The following is a 24,683-nucleotide window of genomic DNA, read 5'->3' as shown; positions in this document are numbered from 1 at the left end:
GCCAGGCGGATACGTCGCCATCCATCACCCAAGCCCATGCGTTTTGTATAGTTTTGTACACTGCCTCTCCCAGCGCTACATTCGGTCAGAAAACCCCTTTGCCAAAGCGCCGCTGGCTTGAACAATCGCTCCGTCAGTTTGACAAAACAACACCTCCAAAAGGATTTGACCATGAGCGCAGCACAAGACAAGGTTCTCTACACCGGCCGCACGACCACCACCGGCGGCCGCTCCGGCGCATCGCGCAGCGATGACGGGCATCTGGATATTCACCTGACCCAATTTGGCGCGGCAGGCACGGGCACCAATCCCGAGCAGCTGTTTGCGGCGGGCTGGTCGGCCTGCTTCATGGGGGCGATGGCACGCGCGGCGCAGCCGCTGGGCGTCAAGCTGCCGGCAGAGCTGGCAGTCGATGCCGAGGTGGACCTGGTGCAAAACGCCGAGGGCTTTGCGCTGGCGGCGCGGCTGAACGTCAGGGTGCCGGGCGTGGCTCATGACCAGGCGCTGGCCGTGGTGCAGGCGGCGCACCAGATCTGCCCTTACTCCAAGGCGACACGCGGCAATATCCAGGTCGATCTTTCCGTGGCCTGATCGCCCTTTCGCTCCCCACCCCGCTTACCTCCATGCGCAGCATTCTTCAACGGCTTGTCCCTTCCACCCTGCTGGCGCGCGTCGCCTTGCTGGTGGTGCTGGGCATGGGGGTGGCGCAGTTGCTCACCTATATGGCCATTCGCCATGAGCGTGAGCAGGCGCTGATGCGGCTGATGATCAGCGGGGTCGAGCGCGATATTGCCAGCTCGGTCGCGCTGATCGACCGGCTGCCGGCCAATGAGCGCCAGGACTGGTTCCTCAAGCTCGAGCGGCCCAACTACAGTTTTTCTCTGGAGGGCGTGGTCAGCAACGCCGCGCCCACCGACCCGGCCCTGGCCCGCTTTGCGCAGGTGGTGGCCGATGCCTTGCAGCCCTTTCCGGTGCTGGCGATGGGCCAGTTGGGCGACCGGCCCGATGCCGTGCGCATCCAGCTGCGGCTAAGTGACGGCACACCGCTGTACATCGTGGCGCGCCGCGTGCCGATGCCGGTGTCGGGCTGGGTCACCTGGTTGCTGCTGGGCCAGTTGCTGGTGCTGGCAGGCCTGGCCTGGCTCGCGGTGCGCCTGGTCACCCGGCCTTTGGAGAGGCTGGCAACGGCGGCCGACCAGCTGGGCCCCGACCTGCAGCCCACTGTGGTGGCCGAGGCCGGCCCCGCCGAGGTAGTACGCGCCGCGCGCGCCTTCAACGCCATGCAGCGGCGCATTGCCGGCTACCTGAACGAGCGCGTGCAAATCCTCGCCGCCATCTCGCACGATCTGCAGACCCCCATCACGCGCATGCGCCTGCGGGTGGACCTGATGGACGATATGCCCGATGCCGACAAGTTTCGCCAGGACCTGGAGGCCATGCGCAGCCTGGTGCAGGAAGGCCTGAACTATGCCAAGACCTTGCAAGGCTCCGACGAGAAAGTGCGGCGCCTGGACATGGATGCGCTGCTGCGCAGCATCGTCAACGACTATGCCGACACCGGCAGCCCGGTGACCATGGACGGCGCTGCGGGCCAGCCCATCAGCACCCGGCCCAATGCGCTGCGCCGCATTCTGGGCAACCTGATCGACAACGCCTTGAAATACGGCCAGCGCGCCGATGTGCATCTGCGCCTGCAGGCTGGCCATCTGTGCATCGACGTCTGCGATGCCGGGCCCGGCATCCCCGAGGAGCAGCTTGCAGCCGTGCTGCAGCCCTTCTACCGGGTTGAGGCCTCCCGCAACCGCGACACCGGCGGCTCCGGCCTGGGCCTGGCCATTGCCCACCAGCTGAGCCTGTCGCTGGGCGGCACCTTGAGCCTGCACAACCGCCCCGAAGGCGGCCTGCGCGCCAGCCTGCAGCTGCCGGCGACCCGCTGACACCCACTGACACCACCGACACCTTCTGCCATGACAAGCACCTCCCCTGCCAGCGACCACGTTCTTTTGGTGGATGACGACCGGGACATCCGCGACCTGGTCAGCGCCTACCTGCAAAAAAATGGCCTGCGTGTGACCTCCGCACCTACGGGCCGGCATATGCGGCAGCTGCTGGAGACCGCCTGCCCGTTTGACCTGGTCATCCTCGACCTGATGCTGCCCGGCGAAGACGGGCTCACCCTGTGCCGCGACCTGCGCGCCGGCAAGTTCAAGACCACGCCCATCATCATGCTGACGGCACGCGGTGATGAGACCGACCGGGTGCTGGGCCTGGAGATGGGCGCCGATGACTACATGCCCAAACCCTTTGCCGCGCGCGAGCTGCTGGCACGCATCAAGTCGGTATTGCGGCGCACCCGCATGCTGCCGCCCAATATGCGCAGCAGCGAAGAGGCGCGCTTTCTGGCCTTTGGCGAATGGCGGCTCGATACCGTGGAGCGCGTGCTGCTGGACCAGGAAGGCGTGATGGTGTCGCTGAGCGGCGCCGAATACCGGCTGCTGCGCGTGCTGGTGGACCACCCGCAAAAGGTGCTCAGCCGCGACCAGATCCTGTCCATCACCCAGGGCCGCGAAGCCGAGCTGTTCGAGCGCTCCATCGACCTGATGATCAGCCGCCTGCGCAAATGCCTGAACGACGATGCCCGCGAGCCGCGCTATATCAAGACGGTGCGCAGCGAGGGCTATGTGTTTGCCAGCCAGGTAGAGGCCCAGGATGTTTAGTGTTCGCAAATGGCTGTATGCCTGCATGTTCCTGCTGGGCTGTGCCGCCGCTGAGATCGCCTCGCCTGCAGGCCGGCCCTGCCCCTTGGCCAGCTGCTCGACCCCGCTGCGCAAACGCGGGCCTCGTGCTTAGGACCGCCAAGTAGCCCCCATCACACCCCACACCGCCACCTTTCAGGTGGCGGTGGCGTTTCCGGGGTCGGCCATCACGGCTTTGTATAGCTGTGTATCTGCCCGCGCCACGTGCTACACGGCCATGCATTTGGGGGGTGCACGTGACACATGCCACATACATGGCGGCGGTCTACTAGCTAACAGCCAAGACAAACAAGTTTCGGCACTGAGCACCCCCACCACCTTCCTCATGCAAAGGCCCTCCATGAACCCGATCACCACCTCCTCCCGCCGCAGCTTCTTGGGCAATGCCGCCCTCGGCCTGGCCCTGGCGCCCATGGGCAGCTTGCTGGCCAGCAGCGCACGCGCCGCCAGCCCGGCAGGCGCCACCAGCTTTGGCCCGCTCAAGCAGATCGATGCCGGCGACCTGCGGGTGGAATACGCCGAAGCGGGCCCCGCCAACGGCCCTGTCGCCATCCTGCTGCACGGCTGGCCTTATGACATCCATGCCTTTGTCGATGTGGCGCCGCGCCTGGCGGCTGCGGGCTACCGCGTCATCGTGCCCTACTTGCGCGGTTACGGCGGCACGCGTTTTCTGTCGGCCAGCACAGCACGCAATGGCCAGCAAGGCGCAGTTGCGCAGGACATCATTGCGCTGATGGATGCGCTGGGCGTGCGCCAGGCCGTGCTGGGCGCCTTTGACTGGGGTGCGCGCACCGCCTGCATCATGGCGGCGATCTGGCCCGAGCGGGTCAGCGGCCTGGTGTCCGTGAGCGGCTACCTGATCGGCAGCCCCCAGGCCAATGCCAAGCCCCAGGCGCCTGCTGCCGAATACGCCTGGTGGTACCAGTCCTACCTGGCCACCGACCGGGGCCGCGACGGCTATGCCGCCAACCCCGCCGCCTTCAACCGCTTTATCTGGCAGCAGGCCTCGCCCCAATGGCAGTTTGACGATGCCACCTACCAGCGCAGCGCCCAGGCCTTTGACAACCCCGATCATGTCGCCATCGTGGTGCACAACTACCGCTGGCGCATTGCACTGGCACAGGGCGAATCGCGTTTTGATGCGCTGGAGGCCCGGCTGGCCAGCGCGCCCCGCATCGCAGTTCCCAGCATCACGATGGAGGGCGATGCCAATGGCGCGCCGCACCCCGCGCCTGCCGCCTATGCCGCCAAGTTCAGCGGCCCCTACCAGCACCGCAACCTGGAGGGCGGCATTGGCCACAACCTGCCCCAAGAGGCGCCCGCCGCCTTTGCCCAGGCTGTTATCGACGTCACCCGCTTGTAAGCCCGTCCTCAACCAACCATCCAAGGAGCTGCCATGGCCTTGTACCTTGTTGCCTTTGCCGCCGGGGTGCTCAGCGTGCTGAGCCCCTGCATCCTGCCCGTTCTGCCCTTTGTCTTTGCACGCCAGGGCCAACCCAGCCGCCACGGCAGCCTGCCGCTGCTTGTCGGCATGGCGCTGGCCTTTGCGGCCGCCGCATCGCTGGCCGCTGCCGCCGGCGCCTGGGCGGTGCAACTGAGCCAGTGGGGCCGGGGCCTGGCGCTGCTGGGCTTGGGCGTGTTTGCAGCGTCCCTGCTGTTCCCTGGCCTGGCCGCCTGGTGGAGTCGGCCGCTGGTGCAGATCGGAGAAAAGCTGGCTGCCCAGAACCCTCAGCAGCGCTGGCTGCATTCCGCGCTGCTGGGCGCGGCCACCGGCCTGATCTGGTCGCCCTGCGCCGGCCCGGTGCTGGGCCTGCTGCTGTCGGGTGCCGCACTGGCGGGGGCGGACACCGCCACCAGCCTGCTGCTGCTGAGCTATGCGGCCGGTGCCGGCCTGGCCTTGTGGGCGGCCCTGCGCATCAGCGCCGGCACCATGGCGCGACTGCGGGCCCATTGGCTGCCGGGCGAACGCGGTCGGCGTGTTGCAGGCGCCGCGATGCTGGCCGCCGTGCTGGCCGTGGCCACCGGACTGGACAGCCGCCTGCTTGCACAATCGGGCGCATTGAGCGGCTTGGCCAGCAATGGGCTGGAGAGCAGTCTGCTGCAAGCGGCGATGCCCTCGGCCCAAGCGGCCGAGTTGGCAGGCAATAACCCAGGTGCCCCTTACGCCAGCTCCCTGCCAGTGGAATCGACCCGCCCCAGCCTGGACGGCGGCACCCAATGGCTGAATGCCGAGCCGCAGTCCATCCCCGCGCTGCGCGGCAAGGTGGTGCTGGTTAATTTCTGGACCTATTCCTGCGTCAACTGCCTGCGCACCCTGCCCTATGTCAATGCCTGGGCGCAAAAGTATGCCGATCGTGGCCTGGTGGTGGTGGGGGTGCATGCGCCCGAATTCGCGTTCGAAAAGGACCGCAGCAATGTCGAGAAGGCCTTGCAGCAGCTCAAGATCAGCTACCCCGTCGTACAGGACAACGGGTTCCGCATCTGGCGCGCTTTCAACAACCAGTACTGGCCGGCCCTCTACCTGGTCGACGCCCAAGGGCGGGTGCGCCACCACCAGTTTGGCGAAGGCGGCTATGCGGCGACCGAGCGTGCGCTGAACGAGCTGCTGCGCGAAGCCCAGTCCCCATCGGCGGCAACGGCCTCTGCGCCTAATGCCAACACCGTCCCCGACACCCAGGGCCTGGGTATGGCCGCCGACACCGCCAGCCTGCGCAGCCCCGAGCTCTACCTGGGCTACGACAAGGGCGGCAGCCTGCGCCTGGCAGGCCGCCCCGCCCCCGACAAGGCAGCGGACTACCAGCCAGCGTCGCTGCGCCTCAACACCTGGACCTTGCAGGGCAACTGGACCTTGAAGCCCGAGTGGGTACAAGCCAATAGCGCCGGCGGCCGCCTTGCCCTGCGCTTTGAAGCCCGCGACGCCAACCTGGTGCTGGGCGCCGCCGGTGCCGGTCCGCTACGCTTTCGCCTGACCATCGACGGCCAGCCCCCAGGCATCCACCACGGCAGCGATGTCGATGCCCAGGGCTACGGCCAGGTCGATGCGACGCGGCTTTACCAGCTGGTGCGCCAGCAGGGCCCGGTGAAGCAGCGCACGGTGGAGATCGAGTTTCTGGATGCGGGTGCACAGGGATATGCGTTTACGTTTGGCTAGGAGGCTTAGCATTGCGCGCCTGCTAGGATCTACTGCCCCTCGCGGGCAGCCCCCAACTGCCACACCCCCAATTTGGAAGCGGATGGCGGTTCCGCTCCGCTGAGACACGCTACAGACAGCGGCCTGCTGCGATTCGCCTTACCATCACGTAGCCGCTGAGCCAGCCAGTCAGCGCCATCGCCTCTGATCCCCCACCAACAGGAGCCTCCATGCCCATCGAACTCTGGTTAGCCTTTGTCGCCGCATCCGCCGTGCTGCTCATTATCCCGGGGCCGACGATTCTCACGGTGATCAGCTACTCCTTGGCGCAAGGGCGCCGCGCCAATGTGCCGCTGGTTGCGGCGGTGGCGCTGGGCGATTCGACGGCGCTGGTCGTGTCGCTGCTGGGGCTGGGTGCGCTGCTGGCGGCTTCGGCCTTCTGGTTCACCGTCGTCAAATGGGCAGGCGGCCTCTACCTGCTTTACCTCGGCATCAAGCTCCTACGCGCGGGCATCTCGCCGTCCGCGCTGGCAGCAGCGCCTGTCTCCAGCTCGCGCTGGAAACTGTTTGCCAATACCTACCTGGTCACCGCACTCAACCCCAAGGGCATCGTCTTTTTTGTGGCCTTCCTGCCGCAGTTCATCAGCCCAAGCGCGCCCGTTGCCCAGCAGCTCTGGATTCTGGCCCTCACCTTTGTCGCGATGGCCACCCTCAATGCCACGCTGTATGCCGTGTTTGCATCGTCTGCGAGAAAGCTGCTGTCTTCACCGAAGGCCATGCAGCGCTTCCATATCGCCGGGGGCAGCCTGCTGTCGGCGGCGGGGGTTTGGGCGCTGTTGGCCCGGCGGCCAGGCTAAGAACCTGTTCAAAGGCCAGCCCGCAGCGCCTCAATGTCGCTGCGTCAACCACGCAGCTTGGCGAGCCTGGACGGCTGCTGCCGATTCGCCCACCAGCTCGGCATAGACCTGGGGCGCGGTGGCGCCCTCGGTGTTGATGATGAGCACCCGGGACTGCGCATCCAGTCCCAACTCGGCCCAGCCGGCCGCATCGCCGCGCAAGACCTGCAAAGCAGCCAGGCCCGCCACGCCGGATTCGCCCGCCACCACGGGGATATCGCCGCCCACGCCCTGGGCCAGAGTCCGCATCGCGGCAATGGCTGCGTCGTCCTCCACCGTCATAAAGTGGTCCACGCTGGGGTCCAGAAACTTCCAGGCCAGCGGCGAGGTCTCGCCACAGGCCAGGCCGGCCATCACCGAATCGACCGAACCCGTCGCCTGGGCCGGCCGCCCCTGGATGGCGCTTTGCAGCAGGCAATCGGCCTGGGCCGGCTCCACCACCACCAGGCGCGGGCGCTGTGCGCCATGCACTTCCCACAGGTAGCTGGCCAGGCCGGCGGCCATGCCACCCACACCGCCTTGCAATAACACATGGCTGAAGGCACTGGCGGCGCCCTGCTGCGCGCCGGTCTGCTCGATGACTTCGGCCGCGATGGTGCTATAGCCCTGCATGACATCGCGCGGAATGTCTTCATAGCCTTCGTACGATGTGTCCGAGATGACCTGCCAGCCATGGGCCTGCGCCAGGCGGGCGGCCTCTTCGACCGAGGCATCGTAGTTGCCGGCAATGCGCACAATCTCGGCGCCATAGGCGGCAATGGCCTGCTCGCGCTCGGCGCTCACCTGGGCATGCAGCACGATCTGGCAGCCGCAACCGGCATCGCGCGCGGCAGCGGCCAGGCTGCGGCCATGGTTGCCATCGGTGGCGCTGATGACGGTATAGCCCTTCAGCTGCACGGCATAGCGCCCGCTCAGGATGGCGGCCGGATCCAAGCCTGGGTGCAGGCGCAGAATCTGCCGCACCAGTGCCACCGGCGCGCCCAGCGCCTTGAAGCTGCCCAAGCTGGAGCGCAGCGATTCATCCTTGAGGCGAAAGCTGGCAATGCCCAGTTGCTGCGCCAAACCAGGCAAATCACGCAGCGGCGTGGCCTGGCGCGCAATGCCCTGCCAGCTGCTGAGCCAGCGGCGGCTTTCTTGCGCGCGCTCCACGCGCATGATGGCTTGCAGGTCGGCGGGATAGGCACTGCGCTGGGCGCGGGGATTGGCGATCAACATTGAAGGGGTCTCCAGGGGCAAAGGGCAAGAAGGTTGAGGGATGCCTGCATGGCTAGCTTGCATCCTCAACCGCTACCCGGCCATCGTAGAGGTGGCACCCTGGATTTTTGTCCCTGTATCGCGCCTCCAAATGGAACGATTTACCGTTTTGCCCTAGACCTCTGCGAGCTTGTTGCATGCCTGCAGATCCGGCACTCCAACCCCGTTAATCCGGCAGCCCTATCGGTAGCGCCATGCCGGTTTTCTCGCGCTCCATCGCCACAAAGGTCTTGAAGCGTTTGACGTTGTTGCTGCTGAAAAACAGCTGCCGGGTCAGCGCGTTGTAGTGCGCCATGTCGGTGACGGCCAGGATCAGGATGAAGTCCCACTCGCCCGTCACGTAGTAGCACTGCTGCACTTCGGGGCAGTCCATGAAGACGCGCTTGGTGGCATCGAGCAGGTCCACCCGTTCGCTCTCGGCCTCCACGCCGACGATGACAGTGAGCGGGTAGCCGACGGCGGCGGGCTCGATCTCCACCGTGTAGCGTTTGATGACGCCCTCCTCGCCCAAGCGCTTGAGCCGGCGGTTGACGGCAGCCGTCGAGAGGTTCACCCGCGCGCCCAGCTCCGCCTGGGGCAGGCGCGCATCGCGCTGCAGGTGGGCGAGCAGTTGCAGGTCAAAGCTGTCCAAGTGTGATGCCATCGTGGTCTCTCCAGCCGCGCAGTATGCACTGTCCAGTCTTCGCTTCGCGCATCAGCTCGCGGAAAACGCCGCCACCATCTGCCGCAGCAGCTGCGATGCCACCGGCGACAGCGGCCGGCCGCTGCGGGTGACCACATGCAGTTGGCTGTGGTTCAGCACCGGGCTGGCCAAAGGCAGGGACACCAAGGTATCCAGCGCCACGCCCTGCAGCGGGATGGAGCGCGGCGTCATTATGTAGCCCAGGCCCATCACCGCAAAATCCCACAGCACCTTGAAGGAGTTGGTGGTCAGCATGGGCTGCAGGCGGATGTTTTCCTCCAGCTCGGCGGCCTGGATGTGCTTGCGCACGCCAAAGGATTCCTCCAGCGCTGCGCCCGGGTAAGGCGCCAGATCGGCCAGGCTCAAGGGCCCGTTGTGGCCGGCCAGCGGATGGCCCTTGCGCACATGCACCCGCACAGGGGCCAGCCGGGCATGGTGGGAGCGCAGGCGCGCATCGTTGGGCGGCTGGAACACGATGCCGATATGCGCCCGGTCCTCCAGAATGCACTGCACGGCCTCCTCGGTACCGGCCACCTTGATGTGGTAGCGCACATCGCCATGGGCTTTGATGAAACCCTGCAGCACCGGGCCCATCACCATGTCCAGCGTGCCCTCGCCCAGCACCAGGTCCAGGTGGCCCGATTGCGCGTTCTTGAGGCTGTTGACCTCCGCCACAAAGGTGTCGTGCAGGTCTTGCTGGCGGCGGGCAAACAGTGCCAGCATGCGGCCAGCATCGGTCACCACCACGCCCCGGCCGCGCCGCTCCAGCAGCACCAGGCCGGTGTCCTGCTCCAGCCGCGCCACCGTGCGGCTGACCATCGACGGATCCACCGCCAGCACATCGGCCGCGCCGCGCACCGAGCCGGTTTCCATGATCTGCAGCAGGCACAGCGCCCGCTTGCGGTCCAGCACATCGTCCATACCCAGGTTCAACATCGCTTGCCTCCGCCAATTGTTGCGATTCTTGCAACGTTTGATTGCTTGCGTTGTCATGGACGCGACGGATGGCGCTTTCGATAATGGTTTGACTTTTTTGTGACGGCCCCACCATGAACGCACCACTCCAACCTGCCTTGCTATCCGCCGTACAGGCCCTTGCGCCTGAGTTTGTCGGCATCCGCCACCAGATCCATGCTTTCCCGGAGCTGGCCTTTGAAGAGCTGCGCACCAGCGACCTGGTGGCCGAGCGCCTGCAGTCCTGGGGCTATGAAGTGCACCGGGGCCTGGGCAGCACGGGCGTGGTGGGCCGCCTCAAAAAAGGCCAGGGCAGCCGCAGCATCGGCATTCGTGCCGACATGGATGCGCTGCCGATCCAGGAGAAAACCGGCCTGCCCTATGCCAGCACCCTGAGCGGCAAGATGCATGCCTGCGGCCACGATGGCCACACCGCCATCCTGCTGTGCGCTGCGCGCTACCTGGCTGAATCGGTGGACTACAACGGCACCCTGAACCTGATTTTTCAGCCGGCGGAAGAGAACGAGGGCGGCGCCTTGCGCATGGTCGATGACGGCCTGTTCGAGCAGTTTCCCTGCGATGAAATCTATGCGCTGCACAACACGCCGGGCCTGCCGGTGGGCCAGATCGGCATGATCGCCGGGCCCGCGATGGCCTCGTTCGACCGTGCCACCGTGACCTTGACCGGCCGCTCCGCCCATGGCGCCATGCCCCACCACGGCATCGACGTGATGCAGGCCGCCGCCAGCATCGTGCTGGGCCTGCAGTCGCTGGTCAGCCGCGAGGTCGATGCGCTCAAGTCGGCCGTCATCACCGTGGGCTCCATCCAGGCCGGCGCCACCTACAACATCGTGCCCGAGAGCGCCACGATCAAGATCGGCATCCGCGCGCTCAACCCCGAGGTGCGCAACCAGATCGAGACCCGGCTGCGCGACTTTGTCAGCGCCCAGGCCCAGAGCTACCAGCTCAAGGCCGATCTGCTGTACGAGCGCAAGTACCCGGTGCTGGTCAACCATGCCGCGCAAACCGAGCGTGCCCGCGAAGTGGCCGCCAAACTGCTGGGCGCCGACAACGTGGTGACCCGGGGCCCGGTGATGGGTAGCGAAGACTTTGCCTACATGCTGGAGCACCGCCCCGGCGCCTATGTGCGGCTGGGCAATGGCCTGGGACAGGACGGCGGCTGCATGGTGCACAACCCGCTGTACGACTTCAATGACAAGGCCCTGCCCATCGGCGCGGCCTTCTGGGCCAGCCTGGCACAAAGCTATCTGCAATAAACCACCGAGCGAGAGCACCATGCACACAACCTATCGCCGCCAGTTTCTCCAATACGCCAGCCTGCTGGCGGGCGCCCCCTGGCTGGCCACGCAACAGGCCTGGGCAGCCGATGCCTACCCGACCAAGCCGCTGTCGCTGGTCGTGCCCTACCCCGCTGGCGGCGCCAGCGATACTGCCGCCCGCATCTTTGGCGAATCTATTGGCAAGAGCCTCAAGCAGCAAGTCGTGGTGGAGAACTACGGCGGCGGCACCGGCCTGATCGGTGCCAACAAGGTACTGAGTGCGCAGGCCGATGCCTATACCTTCTTCCATGGCTCGATCAATGAGGTGTTTCTGGCGCCCATGCTCAACCCCTCGGCCCGCTATAGCCCGAAGGATTTCAGCCTGGTCGCGCCGATCAGCGAAGCGCATATCGTGCTGCTGGCCCGCAATGGCCTGCAGGCCGATTCGCTGGACAAGGTGATTGCGCTGGCCAAGCAAAGCAGCGCCAAGCCGCTCACCTACGCCACTGTCGGCATTGATTCCATCTACCACCTGATGGGCGAGGCCTTGGCCACCCGCGTGGGCGCGCCCCTGCTGCATGTGCCTTACAAGGGTGGTGCGCCCGCTCTGCAGGGTGTGGCCGGTGGCGAGGTGGACCTGGCCATCCTCCCCTACCAGACCAGCTTTGATGCGATGCAGACCCAGGGCCGGCTCAAGGTCGTCACCAGCTTCTCCAAGGAGCTGCCTACGCCCCTGGCCCATATCCCGCTGATCAGCCAAAGCCAGCAGTTGCCTGACTTTGCCTACACCATCAGCGGCGGCTACTTTGTCAAGCAAGGCTGCCCGGCCGAGCGCGTCACCCAGTTGCGCAACGCCATTGGCGCGGCCCTGCTCAACCCCGAGATCCGCGCCCGCCTGGAGGCCGAAGGCCGCACCGTGGCCCAGCCCACCAGCAGCCAGGCGGCAGCCAACCAGGCTTTTGACCAGTACCTGCTGCGCGTGGGTGAGCTGATCCGCACCGTGGGCCGCAAGCCCGTGGCATAAAACGCAAACCGGGCCACCGCCTGTCTTTATCGCCAGCCCTTGCGCGCAGGGCTGGCAACTGTACCTCCCTCGCGCGTTTTCAAGCCCATGCCTCAGTGACACGGCCATACTCGCCATACTGTCGCCCGCCAGCCAGCATGCGGCTTTTTGCTATCAAAATTAGTACATAATATTGCACCCGCCAACAATCAGTTGCGCCGAGTGCGTTCGTACTCACCGCATTCAGTAACTATTGGCACAATTTGAGCAGCCTCCAGACTTGTGATTCGGCGGCCGTGCCTGCGCAAATCAGCGCTACTGAGCGGGCCAACATTGAATTACTCAGTCAACTAATAGGTTGATAGCATTTAACATGAGCTGAATAGATTCCCGCTAGGAATCTCCAAGCTTTCAAAAAGCTGACATTTGTTGAATTTATGATAATGAGATCGTCATAGTTTTGACATATGATCTCGATTCCTCTGGAGGGAGGTAGAAGTAGAAGAAAAGGAAATCGACCTTGGAGCCCGCAGCAATGCGGGCTCTTTTTTTGTCAATTGCTGACGATTGCGCAAGGTCCGAACCTGTCAAACGCCGATAGCGGTCCTAGAATTTGACCATCGCTTTCGCCGAGTTCATGCGTACCCTCCCTCCCTCTCTTAATTTGCATGGACACCCTGATTTTCAGGATCGGCTTTCTTCTTGAATGCACTGCCGCCCCAAACGGGGCGGCATTTTTTTGGCTTATCGCAGTTGCAAAGCGCAATCGCCAAGCTTTGCGCCATATCAAAGGATGCAGCCGCAAGCGCAGTGCCTCAAACCACGGCAGTCGACAAACCCTGGTCCGTATGCACCGGCAGTTGCCACTGCCCACCGTTGTGCTCCGCCACCACCTCAATGCGCGGCGCCTCACTGGTGACCCCGCCAAAGATCGTCGCAAAGGCGGCGTCGGCGGCATCGCGCCCGGTGGCCAGCCGCATCATGCCCATGGGGATGGCAGTGCCCGAGGGGTCAAACATGTACCAGCGACCGCCCAGGTAGACCTCGACATAGGCATGAAAATCAGGCGGGCCCAGCGCTGGGTCGGCGCCATAGTCGGTACCGGTCACAAAGCGCGCTGGCAGGTTGATGGCGCGGCACAGCGCAATCATCAGGTGCGCAAAATCGCGGCAGACGCCGACGCAATCGACCATGGTGTCGATGGCCGATGTGGTGCCGCAGGAGCTATTGGAGCGGAACTTCACATGCTGCTGCACCCAGTCGCACACGGCCTGGGCCCGCGCATAGCCGGGGGGCAGATGGCCGAACAGGTCATAGGCAAAGCCGGCGAGCCGGTCGGACTGGCAGTAGCGGCTGGGGTAGATATAACGCAGCGCATCCAGCGGCAACTGGTAAAGCGGCACCTCGGCGATCTGCATGGGGTCATCGCTGTAGTGCGAGATCTCCACCGTGGCCTGGTAGTTGAGCTTGAGCGGCCCCGTCTGCGCATGCAAGCGCATATTGCGCTGGCCGCTGGCATCTTGCTGCAGGGTCCAGATGGCGGCGGCCTGGTTGACCGTCAGGTTCTCAGACATCACGGTCTGCTGCGGTGTATGGGCGGGGTGGAAGTTGAAGAAAAAGTCGGCGCTGGGCGTATGCACTGTATAGGCAAGCTCCAGAGAAAACTGAAGTCGAATCATGGCGTGGGGTATACGGGGCCATCGTTGAGGGAGATTCCTGGCTGGTGGCAGACCCAGCCCGCATCCAATTGGCAAACGGCTGCGCTGTAGTCAGTGTGCTGCGCGCGGCGCGCGGCGTCTGTCAGGCAAACGCCCTGCGCCTTTGTGGTCCCCGGCCACCTGGGCTGCAAGGCGCTGTTGACAGGCCAGCGCAGGCCCGTCGTACCAGGGCTGCTGCGCTTGTCCTACGGCCTGGGCCCGGTCTGCGCCGCACCATGGAGGCACCAGGACGGAAGTCCATTACCGAACCAAGGAGCCCAGCATGACCCATCCTCATGACCCCAAACTCAACCCCGATCCGATCACCGATGAGCCTGGCGCCCACCCCATTGGCACCGGCATTGGTGCAGCCGGTGGTGCGCTGACTGGTGCAGCCGCAGGCTCGGTCGCCGGCCCCGTGGGCACCGCAGTAGGTGGTGTCGTCGGCGCCGTCATTGGCGGCCTGGCTGGCAAGGGCGCTGCCGAAGCCGTGAACCCCACCGCTGAAGATGCCTACTGGTCGGATGCCTACCAGCGCGAGCCCTACTTTGCCGAAGGCTATACCTACGACGACTACGCCCCCGCCTACCGCGCTGGCTACCAGTCGGTGCGCGACGGCATTGTTGATTGGGACGACGCCCGCAGCGACTGGGAGCGCCGCTGGCAAGCAGAGCGTGCGCAAAGCCGCCTGGGCTGGACGGAGGCCGAGCCTGCTGTGAAAGCTGCCTGGGAACGCGCCAACCGCTCCTACAAGCAGACCAACCAGGGTTAATTCAGACAGCCTTTGAGGCAACTACGCCGCGCCAGGTTATCGCCTGGCGCGGCACTTTGCGTTCAGTACGCAAGGGCCGCTGCCACCGCTCCCAAGGCTGCAGCAGCCAGAGCCAGGCGACGGGCGCGCTCGGGCGCATAGGTCAGCACCAGGCCCCATGCCATCGCCGCCAAGGTCAGCAGACCCAGCCATGCGGCGATGCCGACCGAGGCGTTCCAGCGCTGCAAACAGGCCAGCAGCGATAGCAGCAGCAAAACGCTGCCGCCCGCTTGCCAGCCATGGCGCTGCGTGGCGGCGAACGCGGCAGTACCCAGTTGTTCTTCATGGCGGTCCATGGCGGCCGCCAGTGCCGCAAAACCGGCAAAGGCCCATAGCAGACTTGCGATCGCGATCATCGTTGCTGCTCCATCGCGCTGGCGACAGCGGCATGCGGCGCCAGCAAACCGGCATCGGCGGCGGCTGGCTTCGCAGCGGCAGCGGGTTTGCGCGCGGGAGGTGTCGCCGTCTGCTTGCTGCGCACCAGCCACCAGACCATCCAGCCGTGCAAGGCCGCCAGCACCAGCATCATCAGGTCAAAGCCTGCGATGCTCCATTGCGCATTAGCGATGCTTTGGGGCAGCCATGCACCGCCGCTCAAGCCATTGAGCAGCGGCAACAAAGCCAGCAGCACGGTGGCCAGCAGCATCTGCTCGCGCCAGGCCTGGCGGTGCGGGCGCAGCATGGGGTGCAGCAGGCACAGCGCCCACACCGTAAAGAAACCGCGAATCTCCCAATCACTGCGGCCTGCCAAATCGGCCGGCAGCAAGCGGTTGAACCAGAAGAACGAGGCCGTTGCCACCGACAGACCGGCGATCGCGCCTACGTTGAGCACCTCCACCAGGCGGTGGCCATGGGGTGTGCGGCCCAGCTTGCGCCGCTCGGGCAGGCGCTTGACGACCCAGATCACCATGCCGGTCGCCGCCATGATGGTCCCCACCACGCCGCTCAAAAACAGCAGCCAGCGCACCAACGGCTCGGCAAAGCGGCCCAGGTGCAGGCTCGATACGACATTGCTGGTCGCGCGCGGCCAGGAGATAGCGGCCGCCTCGGGCGCCTGGCGCGGCTCGCCTGTCACGCCATCGAACAACAAGGTCGATGCCGCACCCCGGTTGACCAGGCTGGAGCCGCCGCCCTCGCGCAGCTCCACCGTGGCGCGGGCAGTGCCCGGTGCATTGACGGTGATGCTGCCCACGCCATGGGCGGGCCACTGCTGTAGCGCGGCGTCCAGCATCGGGCCCACCGGGGCCATGGCGACGGGCGTGTCGGCTGCGGCATCGGCCTGACGGTTGGCGCGGCCGCCTTCGCGCGGAGCGTTGCCATTGGCCGCACCCGGTTGCGCCTGGCGGTTGCCGCGCAATTCCGAGAAATAGGCGTTGCTGTCGCCGTTGTAGGCCGTTTGCACACCCCAGGGCATCAGCATGTTCATCAGCAGCACCAGGCCGCTGAAGGTGATCACCAGATGAAAAGGCAGCGCCAACACGGCCGTGGCATTGTGCGCATCCAGCCAGGAACGCTGGCCCTTGCGCGGGCGGAAGGTGAAGAAGTCGCTGAAGATCTTCTTGTGCGTGATGACCCCGCTGATGATGGCCACCAGCATCAGCATGGTCGCAAAGCCCACGATCCAGCGGCCCCAGATGCGCGGCATCGCATACAGCTCGAAATGGAAGCGGTACAAAAAGGCGCCGCCCCGGGTCTCGCGCGGCTGCAGCTGCTCGCCGGTGCCGGCATCCAAGGTGGTGCGCTGGGTGCCGGCACGGCCCGCGGCGGCGCCGGGTTCGCGCCAGGAGGCTTCGATGGCCGTCTGGCGCTCGTTGGGCAGGGACAAAGTCCAGGTCGTGGCCTTGGGTGCAATCGCCTGCATCGCATCCAGCCCGCGCTGGGCAGTGCCCGCATCGGGTACGGACTGGTGCAGTTCGGGCCGCATCCAGTCGGTGATCTCATTGCGGAAAAAGCTCAAGGTACCGGTAAAGAACACCGCATACAGCAGCCAGCCCAGCAGCAGCCCGCTCCAGGTATGCAACCAGGACATCGATTGCCGCAGGCCCTCCGGTTTGCCATCGACCCTCATGCCGCTGCTCCCGGTGCCAGCATCCAGGCGATCAGTGCCAATGCGCCGGCCGGCACCGCAATGCCCAGCCAGGCGCGCACCGCCGTTGCGCAGCCAAAGGCCCACATCGCTGCGATCGCGTAGACCACAAAGGCCAGCATCGTCGCCGCCATCGTGGCATCCACCCGGGCCATGCCGAACGCTTGAAAGCCCACGGCCCCCGCTGCGGCCGTGGCCGCTGCCAAGGCATAACCGCCGCCAATGGCGGCCACGGCCCGTGACGCGACCCGCGCGCGATAGCCCAGCAGGCCGGCTGCTGGTTGGTGATTCCCGGCTGTTTGCATCTAGACAATCCTGTGAACCGGGCCGCCACGGTGGCATGGTCCGGGGCACTGCAAGCGGCTCGCTGTGCAGCGAGGCCGGGCAGTGCCGCGCGGTATTTTAAATGAGAATGAGTCTTGATAAATATTCCAAACCACGATATTCGGACTTGGCCGCCGTTATCACCCGCACAGCGAGCCAACGCCTGCCCATGGTTTAGTAATTGAGAATCAATATCAAGTAACATCGGCGCGGCACCCATTACCGTCCGCCGTTAGCCAACCGTCAAAAGCGGACCTGCCTACCCACGCCCCTTCAGCACCCAACCGATTTCGCAGCACCATGTCCACCGCAGCACCCTCACTGGCACCGGCCTATGGCTGGGAATTGCCCTCTGTCTCGCCCCAGGTATCGCTGGCCGGGGGCGTGCTGCAGTTTGACGAGCCCCTGCAGATGACGGAGGTGGTGGAGCCCGGCATCAAGCTGGTGCTGGTGCTTGGCGGGCAGTTGCGCTACCAGCTGCGCGATAGCCAGGCCATCTGTGTGCAAGGGCCGGCCTTCCACATGAGCCTGAGCGATGCCCCCTTCACGGTGCAACACCACTTTGATGCGGCAGCGCCGCTGCAGTACATCACGGTGCGCATGCCCAGCAGCAGCCTGGGCGATGCCTTTGGCCTGGACTTGGCGCAGTTGGCCCGCCAGCTCGACGCCCAGCCTGGCAGCAGCCAGTACCTGACGGTGGACCGCCGCGCCGACAAGCTGGTGCAGGCCTTGGGCACGCAGATGCTGATGTGCCCTTTGCAAGGCGCCATGCGGCATATCTACCTCTCGGGCAAAGCGCTGGAGCTGATGGCCACCGTAGTGGCCGGCATGGGCCAGGCAGCAGACGAGCGGCCAGCAGTGGCGCTCAGCTCGCAGGATGTGCGGCGCCTGCAGCGCGCGCAGGACATCTTGCGCCAGCAGTTGCACGACACCCCCAGCCTGGAGCAGTTGGCGCGCCAGGTCGGCACCAATGTGAACAAGCTGACCCTGGGCTTTCGGCAGCTGTTTGGCACCAGCGTCTACGGCTTTGTGCGCGAGCAGCGGCTGGAGCTGGCCTACCGCATGCTGGCCGCAGGCGAGATCAGCGTGGCCGATGCAGCGCGCGCCAGTGGCTATACCAGCTCCCACTTCAGCAAGGTGTTCCGCAAGCGCTTCGGCCTGGCGCCCAGCGCGCTTTAAGCGCATCAGGCCCTGCCACACAACAGTGGCGCAATCGCTAACCAGACTTCTGCAATCGCTAAAGGCTGCGCAGGCCGCTTCCTAGAATTATTGAGATTGATTCTCAACAACAAAGGAATGCGACATGTCGCACCGGGACCTAGGCGGCCAGCACCCCGACCGCAGCCGAGCGCCGTCCAGCGCGCTATCCACCCACCCTTGGGCAGCAGGCCCACGCAGCGCAGCGGCCTTGCTGCTCTGCGCCCAAGCCGGGCTGGCACTGGCCCAGGCCAGCGATGCAGCGGCCCTGCAAAACAAAGCCAAAGAGGCGGGCGAAAGCACCCTGCCCAGCATCACCGTGACCGCCTCGCCGGACAGCGGCACCTCGGTCAGCAAGCTGTCGCAATCGGTCAAGGAAACGCCGCAGTCCATCACCATCATCAACCAGGAACGCATGCAGGAACAGAACCTGCGCAGCCTGGACGATGTGATGCAGCAGTCGCCGGGCGTGACGGTGCAGCCCTTCACCCTGCTGACCACCGGCTACTATGCGCGCGGTTTCAAGATCGATGCGTTCGAGCAGGATGGCGTGCCGATCCTGATGGGCAACACCGCCAGCCCGCCCCAGGACATGGCCATGTACGAGCGCGTCGAGATCGTGCGCGGGGCCACCGGCCTGCTGCACGGCAGCGGCAACCCGGCGGCCACTGTCAACTTGGTGCCCAAGCGCCCGCAGCGCAGCTTTGCCGCGAATGCCTCGCTGGGCCTGGGCAACTGGGACCGCTACCGCGCCGAAGCCGATATCGGCGGGCCGCTCAATGCCAGCGGCAGCCTGCGCGCGCGCCTGGTGCTGAGCCACGAGGACCGGGGCTACTTCTACGATGTGGGGGAGCAGCAATCGACCAACCTGTACAGCGTGGGCGAGCTGGACCTGACGCGCGATACCGTACTGAGCTTTGGCCTGCAAAAGCAGCGCATCCGCTCGGTCACCAACATGTCGGGCGTGCCCTTCTATGCCGATGGCCGCGATATTGGCCTGCCCCGCTCCACCTACCTGGACACCGCCTGGGACCGCTTTGACTGGAACACCACGCGCAGCTTTGCCGGGCTGGAGCACCACTGGGACAGCGGCTGGCAAACCAAGCTCACGGTCAACCACCTGAGTGGCGACTCCGAGCTGCAGTACGCAGGTGCCAATGGCGCGGTCAACCCGCAAACCGGCCTGGGGCCCAAGCTGACCGGCGGGGCATATCAGTTCGACAACAGCCAGGACAGCCTGGACGCCTTTGCCAGCGGCCCCTTCCACCTGCTGGGCAGAACGCATGAGCTGCTGCTGGGCGCCAACTACCAAAAGACCAGCACCGAGCAGCGCAGCGCCAGCTTTGTGCCGACGCTGGATGTGCCGGTCAATGTCTGGGATTGGGACCCTTACAGCGCGCCCAAGCCGGCCATTGGCGACTACAGCTCGCGCGGCCCCACGCGCACCACGCAATCGGGCCTGTACGGCATGGCTCGCCTGAGCCTCAGCGATCCGCTCAAGCTGATCCTGGGTGGGCGCCTGAGCCAGTGGAAGCAGGAGAGCAGCACGGCCAGCGCCAAGATCGACGCGCAGTTCACACCCTATGGCGGCCTGGTCTATGCGCTGACTCCGCAATGGTCGCTGTACGGCAGCTATGCCCAGATCTTCCAACCGCAGACGCAGATGACCTGGGCAGGTGATTTGCTCGACCCGGTCGAGGGCACGAACTACGAGGCCGGCATCAAGGGCGAGTTGGCCGAGGGTCGACTGAATGTGTCCCTGGCGCTGTTCAACATCCGCCAAAAGAACCGGGCACAAAGCGACCCGGCGCACCCCTGCGTGGGCAATGCCTGCTACTACATTGCCTCCGGCGAGGTCGAAAGCCAGGGCCTGGAGGCCGAGGCCAGCGGCCGCATCTCGCGCGATCTGAGCCTGAGCGCGGGCTACACCTTCAACACCACCAAGTACCTGAAGGACGCCAGCGCCGAGGGCCAGCCCTTTGCCCGTTTTGCGCCCAAGCACATCCTCCGGCTCTGGGGCAATTACCAGCTGCCGGTGGATGAGCGGCGCTGGAGCCTGGGCCTGGGCGTGCAGGCACAAAGCGCCTATTCGGTGGTGTCAGGCGCCAGCACCCTGCGGCAAGGCGGCTATGCGCTGGCCAATATGCGCCTGGGCTACCGCATCAACCAGCAGCTGAGCGTGGCGCTGAACATCAACAACCTGTTTGACCGCAGCTACTACCAAAGCCTGTCGAGCACGGCCTGGAACAACCGCTACGGCGAGCCGCGCAGCGCCATGCTGACCCTGCAGGCCAAGTACTGAGACCGCATCTGAAGGACACCATGAACATGCACCCCATCCCCCCTGCAGCACTGCCCGCAGCAGGCTTTGCGCTGGCCGATCAGTTGCTGGCCCTGCTGCCCGGCTCGGCCGTCCAGCCGCTGGACTACCGCCAGCGCGGCAATACCGATGCCGACTGGATCATCGGCATCAAACCGGTCAGCGATGATGCCTCGGTCCATGCCGGCCACTGGGAACGCCACCCGCATGGCGAAGAAGTGCTCTGCCTACTCGAAGGCTGCATCCTCGTCACCTTGTCTGCCCGCCAGCAGCCCGAGCAGCAAGTGCGCCTGAGCCCGGGCCAGGCCCTGATCGTGCCGCGCGGCACCTGGCACCGCCTGCAGGTGGAGCAAGCGGGCCGGCTGATGTTTGTCACCCCCAGTGTGGGCAGCGAGCACCGCAAGGTGGCCGATGGCCTGGATGCGGAACGGGATGCGCCCAGCGCCGAGGTGCAGCCATGAGGACGCAGGCCAAGACCGCGCACCGCTGGTTGCTGATCGCCAGCCTCTACTTCAGCCAGGGCATTCCGCTGGGCCTGGCGATGGAGGCCCTGCCCGCGCTGCTGCGCCGCCAAGGTGCATCGCTGGACAGCCTGGCTTTTCTGCCGCTGGTGGGCCTGCCCTGGGTGCTGAAGTTCCTCTGGGCATCGCAGGTGGACAACCGCTGGTCCGCCACCCTGGGGCGCCGGCGCAGCTGGATTTTGCCGATGCAGGCGCTGGTGCTGCTATGCCTGGCAAGCGCGGCGCTGCTGGGCATGTCAGCCAGCACGGCGCCGGCCATCATCGCGCTGGCGGCCCTGAGCTCCATCGCCAGCGCCACACAGGACATTGCCACCGATGGCCTGACCGCCGAGCAGTTTGAAGGGCCGGCACTGGCGCGTGCCAATGCGCTGCAGGTGGGCGGCACCATGGTGGGCTTTTTCTTTGGTGGCTCGGGCTGCCTGCTGCTTACCGGGCTTTGGGGCCAGCACCTGGCTTTGGCCGTGTTGGCCTTGCCCGTCGCCTGCAGCTGGTTGCTGGCCTGGCGCTGGCAGGAGCATTCCATGCCAGCGGGCGCCCGCGCCGGCCTGGCCAGCCTGCGCGGCTTTGTCAGCCGGCCCGGCGCCTGGCCGCTGATGCTGGCCGCCTTTCTGTCAGCCATGACGGCCGTGGCCGGCTATGGCCTGTCCAAGCTGCTGCTGATTGATGCCGGCTGGGCGCTGGAACAGGTGGGCCGCGTCGGCATGGTCGGCGGCCTGGTCACCGTGCTGCTGGGCTGCGGCGGCGGTGCTTGGCTGGTCGGCCGCTGGGGCGCCCACTCCATGTTTGGCCTGGGTATTGCCTCCGGCGGCTTGGCGGCCTGCGTATGGATCTGGCTGGCCAGCTTGTCAGGGCCTCTGCCCAGCAACTGGGTGTGGCTGGCCACTGTGCTGGGCTGCTTTGGCTCGGGCGCGGCCTCCGTATCGATGATGACCATGGCCATGGCCTTTGCAGGCCAGGGCCGGCAGGCCGGCACCGACATGACCGTGATCCAGAGCACCCGGGACCTGGGAGAAATCAGCACCTCCTCATCACTGACCGCGCTGGCCGCCCAGATGGGCTACAGCGGCAGCTTTGCGGCCGGTGCCGTGGTGGCGGCGCTGACCTTGGCCGGCGTGCTGGCCCTGCCGCGCGCCACATCCTCTCTGCCCAGCCCGCGCTACTGAGGAGACAGTTGGCGGCGTTGCAGCATCAAGCCCAGCGCCGCCAGCAGCGCAAAGCCCGCGCCACAGACAAAGGTGCCCTGGTAGCCAATGGCATCCCAGAGCAGCCCGGCAATCACGCTGGCCAGCAGCAAGGCCAGGCCAGTCAGCAGGTGGAAGATGCCAAAGGCGGTGCCGCGCAGCTCGGCCGGTGCGCTGTCGGCAATCATCGCGTTGAACAGGCCCTGGCTAAAACCCATGTGCAGGCCCCAAAGCGCCACGCCCAGCCCCAGGCCCAGCACACCGGGCACAAAGGCCAGCACCAGATCAGCGGCGATCAGCAAGCCCAGGCCGGCGAGCAGCACATCCTGCCGGGGGCGGCGGTCCGACAGCACCCCGGCCGGATAGGCCGACAGCGCATAGGCCAGGCCCATGACGACCAGCACCGCAGGCGCCCACATCGGCGGCAGGCCAGCCGACTGCGCACGCAGGATCAAGAACGCCTCGCTGAACCGCGCCAAGGTAAAGACCAGGCCCAGGCCCACGACCACCCAGTAGGCTCGGGGCAAACGCCGCAGCTCACTTTGGCGCAAGGGCAGCTGGCGCGGCCTTTGGGCCAGGGCTGTTGCGGGCTCTTTCACAAAAAACACCAGCACCGCCACCGCCGCAAAAGCTGGCAGCACTGCCAGCCAGAACACCAGCTGGTAGTTGTCGGCTGTCCACCACATCAGGCCAATCGCCAGCAAGGGACCGGTAAAGGCGCCGATGGTGTCCAGGGTCTGGCGCAAACCATAGGCGGTGCCGCGCAAATGCGGCGGGGTCACATCGGCCACCAGCGCATCACGCGGCGCGCCGCGAATGCCCTTGCCCACCCGGTCCACAAAGCGCGCGCCCACCAGCCATTCCAGGCCGCTCGCCAACGGAAACACCGGCTTGGTCAGGGCACCCAGGCCATAGCCCAGCACGGCCAGCAGCTTGCGTTTGCCAAAGCGGTCGCTGATCGCGCCAGAGAACACCTTGACGATGGAGGCGGTTGCCTCGGCAATGCCCTCGATCACACCCACGGCCAGCACCGAGGTGCCCAGCACGGCCACCATGTAGATGGGCAAGAGCGCATGGACCATCTCGGACGAGATATCCATCAGCATCGACACAAAGCCCAGCGCCCAGACGCTGCGCGGCACCGCGCGTGCGCCGCGCTGCAATGCGTTGTTGTCTGCGGGTGGTTGCGGCTCAGCGGTTTTCATCATGCGCCTCATACACCCGTTGGGCGTAGGCCTCCAGCAAGGATTCGCAGTGCTGCAGGCGCTCCGCCGCCGTCTGCGCCAGCGGCGCATCGTAGAAGTCCAGCTTGCGGATCTTCTCGTACCAGGCCTGCAGTTTTTTCAGATCGGTCTCTTCTTCGTCCAGCTCGGCATAGGTGAACTTTTCGATCGCAATCTCCTTGGCGATCTCGGCCTCGAAATCCTGGCAGCGTCCCAGCAGCTCGCGGTACTGGTCGTCGCGGTCGGCCTTGAAGCGGGCGATGACCTTGTCCTCCTGCATCCGGTCGAGCGCAATCGTCTCCAGCAGCACGCAGTCCCCGTCCATCGCGGCGATGTCGTTCTCCAGCACCTTGAGCCGGCGCACATGGTCATCGGTCTTGGGCAGCAGGCATACGCCGTTTTGCAGATACACGGCCCCCAGCGCCTTGAGGCGCCGCCACAGCGCCATGCGTTTGGCAGTGGGTTCGGCCGGTACTTTATAGGTCAGCAGCAACCATTTGATAGAATCCATGGATCATCCAATTTTGTGACGACCGTTTCATTTTAAATTGAACGAACAACTTCTAACAGCTGTGTCAGATGAAATTTTTATGACCTGATTCCCATTCTTGCCGGTCGCAGAGGACGTAAAAAAGCCCCGCATGCGGGGCTGGCCGAACCACTCTGTGGCGGCGCTAGGTATCAGACTCGGGGGCCAAATGGCAGGGGCCGACGGAGAGGCAATCGTCCTCGAACGAGGCGACCGCCTCGTCCATTGCCTGGGTAATGCGCTCGGCAACCTGGTCACTGGCGACCAGCTCCGTATCTGCATCAAAAATGGCGGCGGCGTCAGTGACGCCGGCGAGATAGGCCATCTTGAACAACTTGATCTGGTCAGGCGTGACCACGGTTATTTGTAGCTCCGACAAAGACTTTGCACGGGATCTCATAGGGCCTCCTCTACGGGCGCATCGCAATGAAAAAAACCAGGTCTGCGACACAACACCCTCCGACCGGTGGCATGTCGTCATCCTGCGGCTGTCACAAACATAGCATAGGAGCGCCTTTTTGTTTCATATGCAGCGGCCGAGGACAGTCAGTCGCGGTGATGGCTGACAGGATCTGCCTTCTGCTTGCCCGAGCATGGACCAAAATCCAAGGAGACCTGCCCCATGCCAGCCCCCTACTCGCCACCGATGCTGACCATGCCCACCCGCCCGTTGGTGGCCCAAGGCGGCGCCAAGCCCAACCGCTATGTGCCGGCTGCTTCCACCGATGTCAGCAAGACTTTTGACAAGTTTCGGCGGCTGATGGCGTTACAGAACGCGAAGAAGTAGCACAGCCCTTTTGCAGATCTTCGCCAGCGACAACGCAGATCAGAGCGCATAG

The 24,683-nt window shown here is 65.4% G+C and carries 24 protein-coding genes; 14 read left to right on the top strand and 10 right to left on the bottom strand.

All coding sequences use genetic code 11. The annotated features are described in order from the left end of the window. Window positions 1–171: 171 nt before the first annotated feature. From EDF71_RS13720 to EDF71_RS13695, 6 genes are all read left to right on the top strand, one after another. Window positions 172–591, top strand: a complete 420-nt coding sequence (locus EDF71_RS13720) for an Ohr family peroxiredoxin (protein ID WP_133857141.1) — start codon at window positions 172–174, stop codon at window positions 589–591. Between the two features lie 32 nt (window positions 592–623). Next, window positions 624–1,937, top strand: a complete 1,314-nt coding sequence (locus EDF71_RS13715; RefSeq protein WP_133857140.1) for an ATP-binding protein — start codon at window positions 624–626, stop codon at window positions 1,935–1,937. A gap of 30 nt (window positions 1,938–1,967) precedes the next feature. After that, complete coding sequence (locus tag EDF71_RS13710; protein WP_133857139.1) at window positions 1,968–2,717, top strand: response regulator; 750 nt, start codon at window positions 1,968–1,970, stop codon at window positions 2,715–2,717. A gap of 379 nt (window positions 2,718–3,096) precedes the next feature. Next, on the top strand, window positions 3,097–4,119 hold the full coding sequence (locus EDF71_RS13705; RefSeq protein WP_133857138.1) for an alpha/beta hydrolase: 1,023 nt from the start codon (window positions 3,097–3,099) through the stop codon (window positions 4,117–4,119). A gap of 33 nt (window positions 4,120–4,152) precedes the next feature. Then, window positions 4,153–5,907: a cytochrome c biogenesis protein CcdA gene (locus tag EDF71_RS13700; RefSeq protein ID WP_133857137.1), complete on the top strand. Its 1,755-nt coding sequence runs from the start codon at window positions 4,153–4,155 to the stop codon at window positions 5,905–5,907. A 209-nt stretch (window positions 5,908–6,116) separates the two neighbouring features. Next, window positions 6,117–6,743: a LysE family translocator gene (locus EDF71_RS13695; RefSeq protein ID WP_133857136.1), complete on the top strand. Its 627-nt coding sequence runs from the start codon at window positions 6,117–6,119 to the stop codon at window positions 6,741–6,743. Window positions 6,744–6,773: 30 nt separating this feature from the next. Here the strand turns inward: EDF71_RS13695 and EDF71_RS13690 are convergent, their stop codons facing one another. The 3 genes from EDF71_RS13690 to EDF71_RS13680 form a co-directional block, all read right to left on the bottom strand. Then, a complete protein-coding gene (locus EDF71_RS13690) occupies window positions 6,774–7,997 on the bottom strand; it encodes a diaminopropionate ammonia-lyase (protein ID WP_133857135.1) in 1,224 nt (407 codons plus the stop codon). 205 nt (window positions 7,998–8,202) lie between these two features. Then, entirely contained in the window at window positions 8,203–8,679 is a 477-nt protein-coding gene (locus tag EDF71_RS13685) for an Lrp/AsnC family transcriptional regulator (protein WP_133857134.1), read from the bottom strand. 51 nt (window positions 8,680–8,730) lie between these two features. Continuing rightward, window positions 8,731–9,639 carry a LysR family transcriptional regulator gene (locus EDF71_RS13680; protein WP_133857204.1) on the bottom strand — a complete coding sequence of 303 codons (909 nt, stop codon included), beginning with the start codon at window positions 9,637–9,639 and terminating at the stop codon, window positions 8,731–8,733. Between the two features lie 128 nt (window positions 9,640–9,767). Between EDF71_RS13680 and EDF71_RS13675 the strand changes: the two genes are divergently transcribed. Both EDF71_RS13675 and EDF71_RS13670 read left to right on the top strand, forming a co-directional pair. Continuing rightward, window positions 9,768–10,949: a M20 aminoacylase family protein gene (locus EDF71_RS13675; protein ID WP_133857133.1), complete on the top strand. Its 1,182-nt coding sequence runs from the start codon at window positions 9,768–9,770 to the stop codon at window positions 10,947–10,949. Window positions 10,950–10,968: 19 nt separating this feature from the next. Next, a complete protein-coding gene (locus tag EDF71_RS13670) occupies window positions 10,969–11,976 on the top strand; it encodes a tripartite tricarboxylate transporter substrate binding protein (protein ID WP_133857132.1) in 1,008 nt (335 codons plus the stop codon). Between the two features lie 794 nt (window positions 11,977–12,770). Here the strand turns inward: EDF71_RS13670 and EDF71_RS13665 are convergent. Further along, window positions 12,771–13,634: a transglutaminase family protein gene (locus EDF71_RS13665; protein WP_133857131.1), complete on the bottom strand. Its 864-nt coding sequence runs from the start codon at window positions 13,632–13,634 to the stop codon at window positions 12,771–12,773. Window positions 13,635–13,935: 301 nt separating this feature from the next. Between EDF71_RS13665 and EDF71_RS13660 the strand changes: the two genes are divergently transcribed. Further along, the gene (locus tag EDF71_RS13660) at window positions 13,936–14,424 is read left to right on the top strand and encodes a hypothetical protein (RefSeq protein WP_133857130.1); all 489 of its coding nucleotides are present in this window, start codon (window positions 13,936–13,938) and stop codon (window positions 14,422–14,424) included. 62 nt (window positions 14,425–14,486) lie between these two features. Here EDF71_RS13660 and EDF71_RS13655 read toward each other — a convergent pair whose 3' ends face one another. Genes EDF71_RS13655 through EDF71_RS13645 form a run of 3 tightly spaced genes read right to left on the bottom strand, consistent with a single transcriptional unit; the run spans window position 14,487 to window position 16,854 of the window. Then, on the bottom strand, window positions 14,487–14,819 hold the full coding sequence (locus tag EDF71_RS13655; protein ID WP_133857129.1) for a DUF3325 family protein: 333 nt from the start codon (window positions 14,817–14,819) through the stop codon (window positions 14,487–14,489). After that, window positions 14,816–16,492, bottom strand: a complete 1,677-nt coding sequence (locus EDF71_RS13650; RefSeq protein ID WP_243854302.1) for a PepSY-associated TM helix domain-containing protein — start codon at window positions 16,490–16,492, stop codon at window positions 14,816–14,818. The genes EDF71_RS13655 and EDF71_RS13650 overlap by 4 nt, the downstream gene beginning before the upstream one ends. A gap of 35 nt (window positions 16,493–16,527) precedes the next feature. Beyond that, entirely contained in the window at window positions 16,528–16,854 is a 327-nt protein-coding gene (locus EDF71_RS13645) for a DUF3649 domain-containing protein (protein ID WP_133857127.1), read from the bottom strand. Window positions 16,855–17,173: 319 nt separating this feature from the next. Here EDF71_RS13645 and EDF71_RS13640 point away from each other — a divergent pair, with 319 nt between their 5' ends. The 4 genes from EDF71_RS13640 (at window position 17,174) to EDF71_RS13625 (ending at window position 22,074) form a co-directional block, all read left to right on the top strand. Further along, window positions 17,174–18,052, top strand: a complete 879-nt coding sequence (locus tag EDF71_RS13640; RefSeq protein WP_133857126.1) for an AraC family transcriptional regulator — start codon at window positions 17,174–17,176, stop codon at window positions 18,050–18,052. A gap of 124 nt (window positions 18,053–18,176) precedes the next feature. After that, a complete protein-coding gene (locus tag EDF71_RS13635; RefSeq protein WP_133857125.1) occupies window positions 18,177–20,372 on the top strand; it encodes a TonB-dependent siderophore receptor in 2,196 nt (731 codons plus the stop codon). A gap of 20 nt (window positions 20,373–20,392) precedes the next feature. After that, complete coding sequence (locus EDF71_RS13630; RefSeq protein ID WP_133857124.1) at window positions 20,393–20,851, top strand: cupin domain-containing protein; 459 nt, start codon at window positions 20,393–20,395, stop codon at window positions 20,849–20,851. Beyond that, window positions 20,848–22,074, top strand: a complete 1,227-nt coding sequence (locus EDF71_RS13625) for a RhtX/FptX family siderophore transporter (protein ID WP_133857123.1) — start codon at window positions 20,848–20,850, stop codon at window positions 22,072–22,074. The genes EDF71_RS13630 and EDF71_RS13625 overlap by 4 nt, the downstream gene beginning before the upstream one ends. Here EDF71_RS13625 and EDF71_RS13620 read toward each other — a convergent pair. The 3 genes from EDF71_RS13620 to EDF71_RS13610 all read right to left on the bottom strand — a co-directional run bounded on the left by EDF71_RS13620 (window position 22,068) and on the right by EDF71_RS13610 (window position 24,244). Further along, window positions 22,068–23,300, bottom strand: coding sequence for an MFS transporter (locus EDF71_RS13620; RefSeq protein ID WP_208301045.1), 1,233 nt, complete (start codon window positions 23,298–23,300; stop codon window positions 22,068–22,070). The genes EDF71_RS13625 and EDF71_RS13620 overlap by 7 nt on opposite strands. Beyond that, window positions 23,284–23,826, bottom strand: a complete 543-nt coding sequence (locus tag EDF71_RS13615; protein ID WP_133857121.1) for a Chromate resistance protein ChrB — start codon at window positions 23,824–23,826, stop codon at window positions 23,284–23,286. The genes EDF71_RS13620 and EDF71_RS13615 overlap by 17 nt, the downstream gene beginning before the upstream one ends. Window positions 23,827–23,989: 163 nt before the next feature. Continuing rightward, entirely contained in the window at window positions 23,990–24,244 is a 255-nt protein-coding gene (locus tag EDF71_RS13610; protein WP_133857120.1) for a hypothetical protein, read from the bottom strand. A 222-nt stretch (window positions 24,245–24,466) separates the two neighbouring features. Here EDF71_RS13610 and EDF71_RS25040 point away from each other — a divergent pair, with 222 nt between their 5' ends. Beyond that, a complete protein-coding gene (locus tag EDF71_RS25040) occupies window positions 24,467–24,631 on the top strand; it encodes a hypothetical protein (protein ID WP_166656535.1) in 165 nt (54 codons plus the stop codon). Window positions 24,632–24,683: the final 52 nt, after the last annotated feature.

This window comes from Comamonas sp. JUb58 (assembly GCF_004364775.1).
Classification (GTDB): domain Bacteria; phylum Pseudomonadota; class Gammaproteobacteria; order Burkholderiales; family Burkholderiaceae_C; genus Comamonas.
Note: the sequence above shows the minus strand (reverse complement) of the source record. Positions and strands in the feature narration are given on the sequence as shown.